This window comes from Klebsiella sp. KP20-425-1 (assembly GCF_025813515.1).
Lineage (GTDB): Bacteria > Pseudomonadota > Gammaproteobacteria > Enterobacterales > Enterobacteriaceae > Klebsiella > Klebsiella pneumoniae.
In genome coordinates this window covers 1,928,162-1,942,699 of record NZ_CP109614.1, presented here as the reverse complement: position 1 = coordinate 1,942,699, position 14,538 = coordinate 1,928,162, and the positions used below count along the sequence as shown (strand labels likewise).

The following is a 14,538-nucleotide window of genomic DNA, read 5'->3' as shown; positions in this document are numbered from 1 at the left end:
GGGCGGCAACGTTCAGGATCGAGAAAGATGTTGTCCCCCGCGATTATTACCCTGCCCTGGCGCCCGGATGCGGCCGAACACTATTTTGCGCCGTTAAGCGCCCTGCCCTGGGCGATGCTGCTGCATTCCGGCTTTGCCGACCATCCGCATAACCGCTTTGATATTCTGGTGGCTGCCCCGCGCGCCACGCTACTGACGCGCGATGAACAGACGTGGGTCGACGACGGCGAAGCCGTTGTTGTCTCAGCGGAAGATCCGCTGCAGCTCCTGCAGCAGCAGTTGGATCGTCAGCCGTTCACGCCGCAACCCCATGACGATCTGCCGTTTCTCGGCGGCGCGCTGGGATTATTCGGTTACGACCTGGGCCGTCGCTTTGAGCGTCTCCCTTCCCACGCGCAGGCCGATATCGCGCTGGCGGATATGGCGGTGGGGATCTATGACTGGGCGCTTATCGTCGACCACCAGCGCCAACAGATATCGCTGCTCAGCTATGACGACCCGCAGCAGCGTCTACAGTGGCTGGAGGCGCAAACGCCGACGCCGGGTGAAACCTTCGCCCTGACCTCTGCCTGGCAGTCAAATATGAGCCGCCAGCAGTACGGCGAAAAATTTCGCCAGGTACAGGCCTATCTGCACAGCGGCGACTGCTATCAGGTCAACCTCGCCCAGCGTTTTCAGGCCAGCTACGTCGGTGATGAATGGCAGGCCTTCCGCCAGCTGAACGCCGTCAACCGCGCCCCCTTTAGCGCCTTTATTCGCCTCGATGAAGGGGCGATTTTAAGCCTGTCGCCGGAGCGCTTTATCCAGCTGCGCCAGGGGGAGATCCAGACGCGGCCGATAAAAGGCACCCTACCGCGGCTCGATTCACCGCCGGAAGATGCGCAGCAGGCTGAGAAGCTGGCGAATTCGCCGAAAGATCGCGCCGAGAATTTAATGATTGTTGACCTGATGCGCAACGACATCGGCCGCGTCGCCGTCCCGGGCAGCGTCCGGGTCCCCGAGCTGTTCGTGGTGGAGCCGTTCCCGGCGGTCCATCATCTGGTCAGCACCATCACCGCCCGCCTGCCAATGACGCTGCACGCCAGCGACCTGCTGCGCGCCGCCTTTCCCGGCGGCTCGATCACCGGCGCGCCGAAAGTGCGGGCGATGGAGATTATCGATGAACTGGAGCCCCAGCGTCGCAACGCCTGGTGTGGGAGCATTGGCTACCTGAGCTATTGCGGCAATATGGATACCAGCATCACCATTCGCACCCTGACGGCATGGCAGGGACAGCTGTACTGCTCCGCCGGCGGCGGAATTGTGGCGGATAGCGAGGAAGCGGCGGAATATCAGGAAACTTTTGATAAAGTTAATCGTATCCTGCAGCAACTGGAGAACTAGACCATGGCGGATCGCGCCCTTAATCTGGATGATTTTCTGTCCCGCTTTCAGCTTCTGCGCCCGCAGCCTTCGCGCCATGCGCTCAATCAGCGGCAGGCGGCGGTGCTGGTGCCGATCGTGCGTCGGCCGCAGCCCGGCCTGCTGCTGACCCAGCGTTCGCCGCTGCTACGCAAGCACGCCGGCCAGGTCGCCTTTCCCGGCGGCGCAGTAGATAATACCGACGCGACGCTTATCGCCGCCGCCCTGCGCGAAGCTCAGGAAGAGGTGGCGATCCCGCCGGAGGCGGTCGAGGTAATCGGCGTCCTGCCGCCGGTGGACAGCGTCACCGGCTTTCAGGTGACGCCGGTGGTGGGCATTATTCCCCCGGATCTGCACTATCACGCCAGCCAGGACGAAGTCTCCGCGGTATTTGAAATGCCGCTCGCCGTAGCCCTGCGCCTTGGGCGCTACCATCCGCTCGATATCCACCGCCGGGGCAACGACCACCGCGTCTGGCTCTCCTGGTACCAGCATTATTTTGTCTGGGGAATGACCGCCGGGATCATTCGCGAGCTGGCGCTGCAAATTGGCGCACGTCCTTAGCTATACTGATAATGAGAGGGCGCTCTCATTATTAGTAAAATCGCGGTTAGCCATTAGTTTAATTCATGTGAATAGTTGAACTGACAGGGCGCTTCCCTCTTACACTATGCGCAGTTATTACATCGTTACCGCACCCGCGGTAACCCTGTCAGGAGTATTATCGTGATTAGTCTATTCGACATGTTCAAGGTGGGGATTGGTCCCTCATCTTCCCACACTGTTGGCCCGATGAAGGCCGGAAAACAGTTCGTCGATGACCTGGTCGAAAAAGGATTGCTTAATGCAGTGACTCGTGTGGCGGTTGACGTCTACGGTTCACTGTCATTAACCGGCAAAGGCCACCATACGGACATCGCCATTATCATGGGACTGGCGGGCAATCAGCCCGATACGGTCGATATTGACGCGATCCCGGCTTTTATCCGTGACGTCGAAGCGCGCGGTCGTCTGCTGCTGGCCAACGGCCAGCACGAGGTCGACTTCCCGGCGGATGACGGCATGCGTTTTCGTAGCGACAACCTGCCGCTGCACGAAAACGGCATGACCATTCACGCCTGGGCCGGCGAGAAAGAGATCTACTGCAAGACCTACTACTCGATCGGCGGCGGCTTTATTGTCGACGAAGAGCACTTCGGCAAGGAAAACGCCAACGAACTGCAGGTGCCCTACCCATTTAAATCGGCGCAGGAAATGCTGGCCTACTGCAAAGAGACTGGCCTGTCGCTCTCCGGGATGGTGATGCAGAACGAGTTGGCTCTGCACAGCAAAAAAGAGATCGAGGATTATTTCGCCAACGTCTGGCAGACCATGCGCGCCTGTATCGACCGCGGGATGAACACCGAGGGCGTGCTGCCTGGCCCGCTGCGCGTACCGCGTCGCGCCTCGGCGCTGCGTCGTCTGCTGGTGGCCAGCGATAAGCTCTCCAGCGATCCAATGAACGTTGTTGACTGGGTCAATATGTTCGCGCTGGCGGTCAATGAAGAGAACGCCGCCGGCGGTCGCGTGGTAACCGCGCCGACCAACGGCGCCTGCGGCATCGTTCCGGCGGTACTCGCCTATTACGATCACTTTATCGAGTCCGTCAGCCCGGAGATCTATATTCGCTACTTTATGGCCTGCGGGGCGATCGGCGCGCTGTATAAGATGAATGCGTCCATTTCCGGCGCGGAAGTCGGCTGTCAGGGCGAGGTGGGCGTCGCCTGCTCGATGGCGGCGGCGGGACTGGCTGAACTGCTCGGCGCCAGCCCGGAACAGGTTTGCGTGGCAGCGGAGATCGGCATGGAACACAACCTCGGCCTGACCTGTGATCCGGTCGCCGGTCAGGTGCAGGTGCCATGCATTGAACGTAACGCCATCGCCTCCGTCAAGGCGATCAACGCCGCGCGAATGGCGATGCGCCGCACCAGCGAACCGCGCGTCTCGCTCGATAAGGTGATCGAGACCATGTATGAAACCGGTAAAGACATGAACGCCAAGTACCGCGAAACCTCGCGCGGCGGCCTGGCGATTAAAGTTCAGTGTGACTAAACTTTTCGTGCCCCTCTGCGCCCGCAAAGCGCGCAGGGGGATAACCCTGGTGACTGAAATCTCCCTGATGCGCCTTCAACGGCGCATTTTCTTTTTTCTATACCTGGCGATATTCTGCCACTACACTTGCTCTATCAAATAAGCCACGCTTAACCACTCGTCCTGTCGACAGGGTGTCGCACATGCAGACTGCACAAAAAGTCATTACGGCCTATCGTCACAAACGCATTATTGTCTGCCTGCTGGTAGCCCTGGCGACCCTGGGCGCCACATTAGCCATCCGATTTATTTCGCAGCGCAGCGTAAATGAAGATTATATTCGCACGGCCGCCAGCCAACGGGTGGCGGCGCTCAATGACATCTTGCGCCCGCTAAGCGCGCAGCGAGCCACCCTGCTCCCTCTGGTGGGCAAACCCTGCCCTGATATCCATCTGACGCTGCGCAAAATGGCGGCCTCGTTGCAAACCATTCGTTCCGTCGCCCTCGTCACGTCAGGTATCGTTTACTGTTCCAGTATTTTTGGCCCGCGACAGGCAGACTTACATCGCCTGCAGCCCGCGCTTCCTGCGCCCCGCCCTCTGCTGCTCTTCTCGAACGACAGCTCCTTGCTCAAAGGCTCGCCGGTACTGATCCAATGGTATCCAGCCGCGGAGAACGGCCTGGACGGCGTGATGCTGGTGGTGAATATTGAGCTGCTGGGAACCTTAATTCTTAATGAAAAATCGGCCCTGATCAGCGACGTCAGCCTGCAGGTTGGCGATCGTTATTTTAGCAGCCGCCATGGGCTTCTCGAAAAAGCGCATGTCCCGCAGGGCACGGTGATTTATCGCCAGCGCTCTACGGAGTTTCCGTTTACTGTCAATATTAACGGCCCTGGCGCCTCGGCGATTGCGCTTGAGGAGCTGCCCGGCGAGCTGCCGCTGGCGCTGATTTTTAGCCTGCTAATGACCGGCATCGCCTGGCTGGCCACCGCCGGCAGAATGAGTTTCTCGCGGGAAATAAGCCTTGGCATTTCGGCCCGGGAGTTTGCCCTCTGGTGCCAGCCGCTGCAGGATGCGCGCAGCGGCCGCTGCTGCGGGGTGGAGATCCTGCTGCGCTGGAATAATCCCCGCCGTGGGACGATTTCGCCGGAGGTATTTATTCCCATCGCCGAAGGCAATAATCTGATCATCCCTCTCACCCGCTATGTGATTGCCGAAACCGCTCGCCGCCTGGACGCTTTTCCTCGCGACCGCCATTTTCACATCGCGATCAATGTCGCCGCGCGCCATTTCGCTAACGGACTCCTGCTGCGCGACCTGCACAATTACTGGTTCAGCGTGGATCCGGTGCAGCAGCTGGTGGTCGAGCTAACCGAACGCGATGTCCTGCAGGATGGCGACCAGCATATGGCCGAACATCTGCACTTTAAGGGCGTACAGCTGGCGATCGATGATTTTGGTACCGGCAATACTTCGCTCTCATGGCTGGAAAAGCTGCGCCCGGATGTTTTGAAGATCGACCGCTCGTTCACCAGCTCGGTCGGCATAGATAGCGTGAACGCGACGGTGACAGATATTATTATCGCCCTCGCCAACCGCCTGCATATTGTTACCGTTGCCGAAGGGGTGGAGACGCTGGAGCAGGAAAACTACCTGCGTAGCCACGGCGTCGATGTGCTGCAGGGGTTTTATTATGCGCGGCCGATGCCGGTGGAGGCGTTCCCGGCGTGGCTGTCCAGCAGGGAGGAGAGTGAAAATGAGAGCGAGACGACAGAATAACTCGCCGGCCGCAGCGGCCGGCGAGCCTGGCGATTACTCTTCTTCGTCGCTCGGCGGACGAGTGACCACCGCGCGCACCAGATCGACCCGGTAATCATTCGCTTCCACTACGGTAAAATGCAGCGGCGGAAGCGACACGACGTCGCCAATGCGCGGGATATGACCATTGGCGGAGATCACCAGCCCGGCAACGGTGGCAATATCCTCATCGTCATTGATCAGTGGATCCAGCCCCAGCGCCTGCTGCAGCGCATGCAGGTCGGTCGACCCCTTAATAAGCCAGCCATCGCCATCAATGACAATCTCTGGTGTCTCATCAGCGTCCGGGAATTCACCGGCGATGGCTTCAAGGACGTCCAGCGGCGTGACCAGCCCCTGCACCACGCCAAATTCATTAGTTACGATGACGAAGCTGCCGCGCGCCCGACGCAGGACCCCGAGCAGATTTATCGGGTCCAGCGTTTCCGGAACGACAATTGCCGGGGAGGCAGAAGCCAGCGCCGCGACGTTTTCCCCCGACTCCAGGGCCACCAGCATCTCTTTCGCCCGCACGATACCAATGATTTCATCCAGCTCTCCGCGGCAGACCGGGAAGAGGCTGTGCGGCGACGACAGCAGCTGACGACGAATTTCATCTTCACTCTGCTCAGCGTCGACCCAGCTGATTTCTCCGCGCGGGGTCATGATGCTGCGCAGGGAGCGCTGGGCCAGGGTCAGCACGCCGTTAATCATGTAGCGCTCTTCTTCCGCAAAGGCGCCCTCAGGAACGGGCACCGCGGCTGGACTGTCTGCGTCATGGCTGACGGAGGCCTGTTTGCGGCCGCCCATCAGGCGCAGGATGGCATCCGCGGTACGAGCGCGCAGCGGCAGCGTCGACTGGTGGCGAACAAAGTTACGGCGCGCCACCTGGTTAAAGAACTCGATAATGATCGAGAAACCGATCGCCGCGTACAGATACCCTTTCGGAATATGGAAGCCAAACCCTTCCGCCACCAGGCTAAGGCCAATCATCAACAGGAAGCTCAGACAGAGCACGACCACCGTCGGGTGCTGGTTGACAAAGCGCGTCAACGGCTTGGAGGCCAGCAGCATCAAGATCATCGCGATCACCACCGCCGCCATCATCACCGGCAGATGGTTAACCATCCCGACCGCCGTGATCACGGCGTCCAGGGAGAAGACGGCATCCAGCACCACTATCTGCAATACTACTACCCAGAAACTGGCATAGCCTTTACCGTGACCGGCATCGTGCTGGCGGTTTTCCAGCCGTTCATGCAGCTCGGTTGTCGCCTTAAACAACAAGAAGATCCCGCCAAGCAGCATGATGAGATCGCGCCCGGAAAAGGAGAAATCGGCGATGGTAATCAGTGGTTTCGTCAGCGTCACCATCCAGGAGATGACCGACAGCAGCCCCAGGCGCATCACCAGCGCCAGTGACAGGCCGATCAGACGCGCTTTATCGCGCTGCTTCGGCGGCAGTTTGTCCGCCAGGATGGCAATAAACACCAGGTTGTCGATACCGAGCACAATTTCCAGAACGATAAGCGTCAACAGGCCGGCCCAGATTGAGGGATCCATTAACAATTCCATGTACGACTCCGGTTTGCGGCAAGGTCAGTCATCGCCATGCCATGCAGGGGCGCGACACCAGGTGCTGAAAGAAATGCGGGATACGTAGAGGTGGCAATCAGATGCCAGAAAGTGAAAAGACGTCGATGACGGTCCATACTGCGGGCTATGCCCTATACTCCTGAGTAATTAAACGGAAGTTAAACATAGCAAAATATAGATCGAAATTGGAAATAATTTACCTGAATTTGCAATAACTAAGGCTATTTTTTGCGCTGCAAAATTATTCGCAGACGATACGTGATTAACGGATCTTCATCACATTAATTATTTTTTCACTGTCTAAAATAATTCGCGGTAGTAACTATTTTCTATCTTACACCCTAACTGAATCGATTTTGTCCTCAAGAGTGATTCAGGATGTATCAAAGCAGATGATGCATTCACGATAATAAAGGAGGTAGCAAGTGACGATTGCTATTGTAATAGGCACACATGGTTGGGCTGCAGAACAGCTGCTGAAAACAGCAGAAATGCTGTTGGGCGAGCAGGAAAACGTTGGCTGGATCGATTTCGTTCCGGGTGAAAATGCCGAAACGTTGATCGAGAAATACAACGCCCAGTTGGCAAAACTGGATACCAGTAAAGGCGTGCTATTTCTCGTCGATACATGGGGAGGCAGCCCTTTCAACGCTGCGAGCCGCATTGTCGTCGATAAAGAGCATTACGAAGTTATCGCCGGCGTCAATATCCCGATGCTGGTAGAAACCTTCATGGCCCGCGACGACGATCCTTCCTTTGATGAACTGGTCGCCTTAGCGGTTGAAACCGGCAGCGAAGGCGTGAAAGCGCTTAAAGCCAAACCGGTGGAAAAAGCGGCCCCTGCGCCCGCGCCTGCCGCAGCGCCAAAAGCCGCCGCACCGGCCAAACCCATGGGCCCGAACGACTACATGGTAATTGGCCTTGCGCGTATAGACGACCGTCTGATCCATGGTCAGGTCGCCACCCGCTGGACCAAAGAGACCAACGTTACCCGCATCATCGTTGTCAGTGATGAAGTGGCCGCGGATACCGTGCGTAAAACTCTGCTGACCCAGGTTGCGCCGCCGGGCGTCACCGCTCACGTGGTGGATGTGGCCAAAATGATCCGCGTCTACAACAACCCCAAGTATGCCGGACAGCGCGTTATGCTGCTGTTTACTAACCCGACCGACGTTGAACGTATCGTCGAGGGCGGCGTGAAAATCACCAGCGTCAACATCGGCGGTATGGCGTTCCGCCAGGGTAAAACCCAGGTTAACAACGCGATTTCAGTCGATGCCAAAGATATTGAGGCGTTTAAAAAGCTGAACGCCCGCGGTATCGAGCTGGAGGCACGTAAAGTGTCCACCGACCCGAAACTGAAAATGATGGATCTGATCGCTAAGGTTGATAAATAACCCGGCGGATCGCGCCCCAGTTTTCACTTTAAGACTTAATCAACAGGAGAAGTACAATGGAGATTACCCTTCTTCAGATTGTGCTGGTGTTCATCGTCGCGTGTATTGCGGGTATGGAGTCGGTACTTGATGAATTTCAGTTCCACCGTCCTCTGATCGCCTGTACGCTGATCGGCGCCGTTCTCGGCGATATGAAAACCGGTATTATCATCGGCGGTACGCTGGAGATGATAGCCCTGGGCTGGATGAACATCGGTGCGGCGGTAGCCCCTGATGCCGCGCTGGCGTCCATTATTTCCACCGTCCTGGTTATTGCCGGCCATCAGAGCATCGGCGCCGGTATCGCGCTGGCTATCCCGCTGGCGGCGGCAGGCCAGGTGCTGACCATCATCGTGCGCACCATCACCGTGGCCTTCCAGCACGCGGCGGATAAAGCGGCGGAGAATGGCAACCTGACCGCCCTGTCGTGGCTGCACGTCTCGTCCCTGTTCCTGCAGGCGATGCGTATCGCTATCCCGGCCGTTATCGTGGCGATTTCCGTCGGCACCAGCGAAGTTCAGGGCCTGCTGAATGCTATCCCGGAAGTGGTCACCAGCGGTCTGAACATCGCCGGCGGTATGATCGTGGTTGTCGGTTATGCAATGGTCATCAACATGATGCGCGCAGGCTATCTGATGCCGTTCTTCTACCTCGGCTTCGTCACCGCCGCCTTCACCAACTTCAACCTGGTGGCCCTGGGTGTGATTGGTGCGGTCATGGCAATCCTCTACATCCAGCTGAGCCCGAAATATAACCGCGTCGCCGGTGCGCCGGCTCAGGCGGCTGGTAACAACGATCTCGATAACGAACTGGACTAACAGGTGAGCGAAATGGTTGATATGACTAAAAATACCACCGAGAAAAAACTCACACAGAGTGATATTCGTGGCGTGTTCATTCGTTCTAACCTGTTCCAGGGTTCATGGAACTTCGAACGTATGCAGGCGCTGGGGTTCTGCTTCTCTATGGTTCCGGCGATTCGTCGTCTGTACCCGGAGAACAACGATGCGCGTAAGCAGGCGATTAAGCGTCACCTTGAGTTTTTCAACACCCACCCTTACGTTGCCGCTCCGGTACTGGGCGTAACGCTGGCGATGGAAGAGCAGCGCGCCAATGGCGCAGAGATTGACGATGGCGCTATCAACGGCATCAAAGTCGGTCTGATGGGACCGCTGGCCGGCGTTGGCGACCCGATCTTCTGGGGTACCGTGCGTCCGGTGTTTGCAGCCTTAGGCGCCGGGATCGCGATGAGCGGTAGCCTGCTCGGTCCTTTGCTGTTCTTTATCCTGTTCAACGCGGTGCGTCTGCTGACCCGTTACTACGGCGTCGCCTATGGTTATCGCAAAGGCGTGGATATCGTTAAAGATATGGGCGGCGGCTTCCTGCAGAAACTGACTGAGGGGGCGTCAATCCTCGGCCTGTTTGTCATGGGGGCGCTGGTTAACAAGTGGACGCATGTGAACATTCCGATGGTGGTGTCAAAAATCACCGGCTCTGACGGACAGGTTCACGTCACCACGGTGCAGACTATCCTTGATCAGCTGATGCCGGGTCTGGTGCCGCTGCTGTTGACCTTCGCCTGTATGTGGCTGCTGCGTAAGAAAGTTAACCCGCTGTGGATCATCGTTGGCTTCTTCGTCATCGGTATCGCCGGCTACGCGGTCGGCCTGCTGGGTCTGTAATTTCCAGGCTGTACGCCGGGGGCTTGCCCCCGGCTTTTTTTTATCAGGAGAAACGCAAAGCAATGACCTTCACGGACCTGGTGATCATCCTGTTTATCCTTGCGCTACTGGCCTACGCGATATATGACCAGTTTATTATGCCGAGGCGAAACGGCCCGGTACTGCTGGCCATCCCCCTGCTTCGCCGCAGTCGCGTTGACGGCATGATCTTTGTCGGCCTCACCGCCATTCTGATCTATAACAACATCACCCAGCACGGCACGGCGATCACCACCTGGCTATTATCTGCGCTGGCGCTGATGGGGCTCTATTTATTCTGGATCCGTACGCCGAAAATCATTTTTAAACCGCACGGCTTTTTCTTCGCCAACGTGTGGATAGAATATCAGCGGATTAAAGAGATGAATTTATCCGAGGACGGTGTGCTGGTGATGCAATTAGAGCAACGGCGGCTGCTGATACGCGTACGAAATATCGACGATCTGGAGAAGATATACAAACTTCTCATTACAACTCAATGACTTAAAAATATAGCCAGCGCTATATTATTCCCGTTAGCAGCGGAGAAATATTATAGCCACGGCTATATTTCCCGCCTAACCTTATCTTTTTTATTAACTATTTTTTCACTTATAAATTTAAATGAAAATCGTTATCATTTGGTTATTAAAATAGCCCTCTTCTGTTATTGTTTTATATTCTAAAAATATGTTAAGGTTGCGCCCGTCGTTGGGGAGTAGCCGATTTCCTGCCCGCCAGGAAATGTACGTGTCAACATACTCGTTGCAAAACGTGGCACGTACGGGTTGAAGAGATTCAATCAGGCGAGACCATAGATACATCACTGCTGTACGTATTGCTCAGCCATTGAGCGGCTCCGCGTATGTTTACTGGGGGCAGCGATGTGTCATATGGATTATCCCCGGTCAGGACACGCACATGAATTTATCCGCTACCATTCTTCTCGCTTTCGGCATGTCCATGGACGCCTTCGCAGCCTCCATCGGCAAAGGCGCCACCCTGCATAAACCCAAATTTTCAGAGGCAGTACGCACCGGGCTGATTTTTGGCGCCATTGAAACCCTGACGCCGCTGGTCGGCTGGGGGCTTGGCATGCTGGCCAGCCAGTTTATCCTCGAGTGGAATCACTGGATTGCCTTTATTTTACTGGTGTTTCTCGGCGGGCGAATGATCGTCGAAGGTTTTCGCGGCGACAGCGACGAGGCGTGCGAGGCGCCTCACCGACATGGTTTCTGGCTTCTGGTCACCACCGCCTTCGCCACCAGCCTTGACGCGATGGCCGTCGGCGTCGGTCTGGCCTTCCTGCAGGTCAGCATTGTGACCACCGCGCTGGCGATCGGCTGCGCCACCTTTATCATGTCGACGCTGGGGATGATGGTCGGTCGCTTTATCGGCCCGCTGCTTGGCAAACGAGCCGAAATTCTCGGCGGTATCGTGCTGATTGGCATCGGCAGCGAAATCCTCTGGAGCCATTTCGCCGGTTAAGCTTTACGCTTCGCGCTGCCAGCAGTGGATCATAAAATCGGTCTGGCAACCAAAGGTCGGCTGCTGACGCAGCGCGGCGTGCACTTCGGCTTTAGCCCGCCATGCGAACGGCGTCATCTGCAGCAGGGCCTGCGCTTCACTTCCCGTCAGGATCATCGGATAAGCCAGCTGCTGCTGAGCCTCCAGGCGGAACCCCGGCATCGCTTCCGTCTTCAGCTCATGCAGGCGAACTTCATCGTAAATCAGCCCTTTCAGCTCCAGTAGGTGACGGGGACCCGGCGTGGCGGTGATCACCCAACCACCGGGACGCACCACCCGCGCCAGCTCTTCGGCGTTGCAGGGCGCGTAAATGCGCACTACCGCGTCGAAGCTAGCGTCGGAAAATGGCAGGCGCTGGCTGGAGGCCACGCAAAAATTCACCTGCGGGTAGCGTTTTGCCGCCGCGCGGATCGCCGGCTTCGACACGTCCAGCCCCCAGCTGCAGCTGGCGATGGCGGCAAACGCGTGGGTGTAATACCCCTCGCCACAGCCGATATCCAGTAAATCCGTAGGGGCGTAATGTCGCAGCCGCTCAGCGATAGCATCCCGTAGCGGCTGATAATGTCCGGCGTCGAGGAACGCCCGCCGGGCCTGCATCATTTCGGCGCTATCGCCGGGATCGCGCGACCGCTTGAACTGCACCGGTAGCAGATTGACGTACCCCTCTTTCGCCAGATCGAACTGGTGCCGCTGCGGGCAGGAATAGTGGTTGTCGCTACGGCTGAGCGGCGCGTGACAAAGGGGGCAACTGTATGACATGACGGCTCCGGTGTTGCTGAAAGGGCGAAAGTGTAGCGCTATTCGCCCCTGCAGACCACTGTTACAGCGCCGGCCCCTGTGGGTGGCTATCGTGCATTACGATCAGATTCTCCGCCCCTTGCGGCATGCCGTCCGGCATGACGTTCTCCAGCCGCAGGACATCGCCCATGATCTGGCTGAAGACCGGCGCGGACACAGCGCCGCCGTAATAGGAACCATTGCTCGGATCGTTCATCACCACCACCAGCGCGAACTGTGGTCGACTGGCGGGCGCCACGCCGGCGGTATAGGCCACATACTTATCGATATATTTGCCGTCCGGGCCGATTTTCTTCGCCGTGCCGGTTTTTACCGCCACCCGGTAGTCGCGTACCGCCGCTTTGGTACCGCCCCCGCCCGGGAGCGCCACGCTCTCCATCATATGTTCCACGCTATGCACAATACTCTCCGGCATCACCCGCGTGCCCATCACCGGCGGATCGATGCGGGTAATCGACAGTGGTCGCGCAATGCCGAAGCCGCCGATGGTGGCGTAGACGTGGGCGAGCTGGAGCGGGGTGACCATCAAACCATAGCCGAAGGCGAAGGTGGCGCGATCCAGTTGCCCCCAGTAGCGGCGATGCGGCATCAGCCCGGCGCTTTCGCCGGTCAACCCCAGCCCCGTCGGTTCGCCAAAGCCGAAAGCTTTATAGGTATCGATCAGATGCTGCACCGGCATGGCGAGCGAGAGGTGGGACACGCCGGTATCGCTGGATTTCTGCAGGATCCCGGTCAGGCTCAGCTCCGGATAATAGCCCACATCGCGAATACGATGGCCATCGAGGACGAACGGATGGGTATCCACCACGCTGTCTGGCTGGACAATCCCCTGCTGTAGCGCAGTCATGATCACCAGCGGTTTGACCGTCGACCCGGGCTCGAAGGTGTCGCTGATGGCCCGGTTGCGAAAATCATCCAGCGTCGCGCTATCGCGATTGTTCGGATTGAAGTCCGGATAGCTGGCCATCGCCAGGATCTCGCCGGTATCAATTTTGATCAATACCGCCGCCCCGGACTCTGCTTTGTTCCAGCGGACGGCGTTGTCGAGGGCGTCTTCCGTCACCGTCTGCAGGCGTTCATCAATACTCAGCTGCAGATTATGCGCCGGAACCGGCGGCACTTCGGTAATGTTCTCAATGACATTGCCATGTTTATCTTTACGCACCAGACGTCGCCCGGGTTTACCGGTCAACTGGGCGTTAAAGCTTTTCTCCACCCCTTCGATGCCCTGATTATCAACATTGGTAAAGCCCAGCAGATTGGCAGCCACGTGGCCCGCCGGGTAGAACCGTCGCGATTCATCGCGCAGGTAGACGCCCGGCAGATGCAGTTTATCAATCCACTCTGCCTGCTCGGGATTGATCTGACGCGCCAGATAGAGAAAGCGAGCGTGGGGATGACTCTGTACCCGCTGGGCCAGCTCTCCGAGGTTGAGGTGCAGCGCTTCGGCCATCGCCTGCCAGCGGGGTCCATAGCCCACACCGCCCTTCTCCATAGTGGTCTGCGGGTCGATCCAGATAGCACTGACCGGAACGCTCACCGCCAGCGGCCGTCCTTCCCGGTCGCTGATCATCCCCCGCTCAACCGCTACGGGTTCTTCGCGCAGGGAGCGCATATCTTCTTGTTTTACCAGGTTATCGGGGGAGATAATTTGTAGCCAGCCCACGCGGACCAGCAGCAGCCCCAGACAACCGAGAATGGCCACACACAGTAACCCGAAGCGAATCGGGGTGAAACTGGCGGCGGACTTCGTTTTTTTCTTTAGCACCATAGCTCCGGCATTGTTTTGCAACCAACTGATTTAACAGAAAATTAGCAAAACAGACTGCTACACAATGCTAATAAAGATGAGTATTTGCAACAAGACGCGACGGGAGGGGGAAAAATGACATGCTTTGCAATAAAAATGCAAAAGCCCCGCGCAGGCGAGGCTTTTATACAAGAAGAGTGGTCTTGTATCAGATAGCAGTTACGTTAACTGCAGCCGGACCTTTCTGGCCGTCCTGAATTTCGAACTCAACGTTCTGGCCTTCAGCCAGAGTTTTGAAGCCGTTACCCTGGATAGCGGAGAAGTGTACGAACACGTCTTTGCTGCCATCAGCCGGAGTAATGAAACCAAAACCTTTAGACTCGTTGAACCACTTAACTTGACCTTTAATCTTTGCCATTTGCAAAATTCCTTAGACTGTTTTCTTCGCCTGCTGGCGTTTA

General features: G+C 57.3%; 13 protein-coding genes. 9 read left to right on the top strand and 4 right to left on the bottom strand.

Going from position 1 to position 14,538, the window contains the following annotated elements; all coding sequences use genetic code 11:
• Positions 1–27 precede the first annotated feature (27 nt).
• The 4 genes from pabB to OHJ17_RS09445 all read left to right on the top strand — a co-directional run bounded on the left by pabB (position 28) and on the right by OHJ17_RS09445 (position 5,252).
• Positions 28–1,383 carry an aminodeoxychorismate synthase component 1 gene (pabB, locus tag OHJ17_RS09460; RefSeq protein ID WP_032412547.1) on the top strand — a complete coding sequence of 452 codons (1,356 nt, stop codon included), beginning with the start codon at positions 28–30 and terminating at the stop codon, positions 1,381–1,383.
• Between the two features lie 3 nt (positions 1,384–1,386).
• Entirely contained in the window at positions 1,387–1,965 is a 579-nt protein-coding gene (locus OHJ17_RS09455; protein ID WP_032412549.1) for a CoA pyrophosphatase, read from the top strand.
• A gap of 162 nt (positions 1,966–2,127) precedes the next feature.
• Positions 2,128–3,492 carry an L-serine ammonia-lyase gene (gene sdaA / locus OHJ17_RS09450; protein WP_004151445.1) on the top strand — a complete coding sequence of 455 codons (1,365 nt, stop codon included), beginning with the start codon at positions 2,128–2,130 and terminating at the stop codon, positions 3,490–3,492.
• 182 nt (positions 3,493–3,674) lie between these two features.
• The gene (locus OHJ17_RS09445; protein WP_039819491.1) at positions 3,675–5,252 is read left to right on the top strand and encodes an EAL domain-containing protein; all 1,578 of its coding nucleotides are present in this window, start codon (positions 3,675–3,677) and stop codon (positions 5,250–5,252) included.
• Positions 5,253–5,285: 33 nt separating this feature from the next.
• Here the strand turns inward: OHJ17_RS09445 and yoaE are convergent, their stop codons facing one another.
• On the bottom strand, positions 5,286–6,845 hold the full coding sequence (gene yoaE / locus OHJ17_RS09440) for a CNNM family cation transport protein YoaE (protein WP_004145524.1): 1,560 nt from the start codon (positions 6,843–6,845) through the stop codon (positions 5,286–5,288).
• Between the two features lie 446 nt (positions 6,846–7,291).
• Between yoaE and manX the strand changes: the two genes are divergently transcribed.
• The 5 genes from manX to mntP all read left to right on the top strand — a co-directional run bounded on the left by manX (position 7,292) and on the right by mntP (position 11,490).
• On the top strand, positions 7,292–8,263 hold the full coding sequence (gene manX, locus OHJ17_RS09435; RefSeq protein WP_002910917.1) for a PTS mannose transporter subunit IIAB: 972 nt from the start codon (positions 7,292–7,294) through the stop codon (positions 8,261–8,263).
• A 56-nt stretch (positions 8,264–8,319) separates the two neighbouring features.
• Positions 8,320–9,120: a PTS mannose/fructose/sorbose transporter subunit IIC gene (locus tag OHJ17_RS09430; protein ID WP_002910918.1), complete on the top strand. Its 801-nt coding sequence runs from the start codon at positions 8,320–8,322 to the stop codon at positions 9,118–9,120.
• 12 nt (positions 9,121–9,132) lie between these two features.
• Positions 9,133–9,984, top strand: coding sequence for a PTS mannose transporter subunit IID (locus tag OHJ17_RS09425; protein WP_004145526.1), 852 nt, complete (start codon positions 9,133–9,135; stop codon positions 9,982–9,984).
• Between the two features lie 62 nt (positions 9,985–10,046).
• A complete protein-coding gene (locus OHJ17_RS09420; protein WP_020801810.1) occupies positions 10,047–10,505 on the top strand; it encodes a DUF986 family protein in 459 nt (152 codons plus the stop codon).
• A 418-nt stretch (positions 10,506–10,923) separates the two neighbouring features.
• Entirely contained in the window at positions 10,924–11,490 is a 567-nt protein-coding gene (mntP, locus tag OHJ17_RS09415; RefSeq protein ID WP_002910921.1) for a manganese efflux pump MntP, read from the top strand.
• A gap of 3 nt (positions 11,491–11,493) precedes the next feature.
• On the opposite strand, the gene rlmA is transcribed toward mntP, so the two are convergent.
• From rlmA to cspE, 3 genes are all read right to left on the bottom strand, one after another.
• The gene (gene rlmA / locus OHJ17_RS09410; protein ID WP_015958653.1) at positions 11,494–12,288 is read right to left on the bottom strand and encodes a 23S rRNA (guanine(745)-N(1))-methyltransferase; all 795 of its coding nucleotides are present in this window, start codon (positions 12,286–12,288) and stop codon (positions 11,494–11,496) included.
• Positions 12,289–12,349: 61 nt separating this feature from the next.
• On the bottom strand, positions 12,350–14,098 hold the full coding sequence (gene ftsI / locus OHJ17_RS09405; RefSeq protein ID WP_002910924.1) for a peptidoglycan glycosyltransferase FtsI: 1,749 nt from the start codon (positions 14,096–14,098) through the stop codon (positions 12,350–12,352).
• 187 nt (positions 14,099–14,285) lie between these two features.
• A complete protein-coding gene (cspE, locus tag OHJ17_RS09400) occupies positions 14,286–14,495 on the bottom strand; it encodes a transcription antiterminator/RNA stability regulator CspE (protein WP_001062678.1) in 210 nt (69 codons plus the stop codon).
• Between the last annotated feature and the right edge of the window lie 43 nt (positions 14,496–14,538).

Excerpts from the sequence above, each read along its gene's own strand:
- pabB (WP_032412547.1), top strand. The coding sequence starts at position 28 with ATGTTGTCCCCCGCGATTATTACCCTGCCCTGGCGCCCGGATGCGGCC.
- OHJ17_RS09455 (WP_032412549.1), top strand. The coding sequence starts at position 1,387 with ATGGCGGATCGCGCCCTTAATCTGGATGATTTTCTGTCCCGCTTTCAG.
- OHJ17_RS09445 (WP_039819491.1), top strand. The coding sequence starts at position 3,675 with ATGCAGACTGCACAAAAAGTCATTACGGCCTATCGTCACAAACGCATT.
- yoaE (WP_004145524.1), bottom strand. The coding sequence starts at position 6,845 with ATGGAATTGTTAATGGATCCCTCAATCTGGGCCGGCCTGTTGACGCTT.
- OHJ17_RS09430 (WP_002910918.1), top strand. The coding sequence starts at position 8,320 with ATGGAGATTACCCTTCTTCAGATTGTGCTGGTGTTCATCGTCGCGTGT.
- OHJ17_RS09425 (WP_004145526.1), top strand. The coding sequence starts at position 9,133 with ATGGTTGATATGACTAAAAATACCACCGAGAAAAAACTCACACAGAGT.
- OHJ17_RS09420 (WP_020801810.1), top strand. The coding sequence starts at position 10,047 with ATGACCTTCACGGACCTGGTGATCATCCTGTTTATCCTTGCGCTACTG.
- mntP (WP_002910921.1), top strand. The coding sequence starts at position 10,924 with ATGAATTTATCCGCTACCATTCTTCTCGCTTTCGGCATGTCCATGGAC.
- rlmA (WP_015958653.1), bottom strand. The coding sequence starts at position 12,288 with ATGTCATACAGTTGCCCCCTTTGTCACGCGCCGCTCAGCCGTAGCGAC.
- ftsI (WP_002910924.1), bottom strand. The coding sequence starts at position 14,098 with ATGGTGCTAAAGAAAAAAACGAAGTCCGCCGCCAGTTTCACCCCGATT.
- cspE (WP_001062678.1), bottom strand. The coding sequence starts at position 14,495 with ATGGCAAAGATTAAAGGTCAAGTTAAGTGGTTCAACGAGTCTAAAGGT.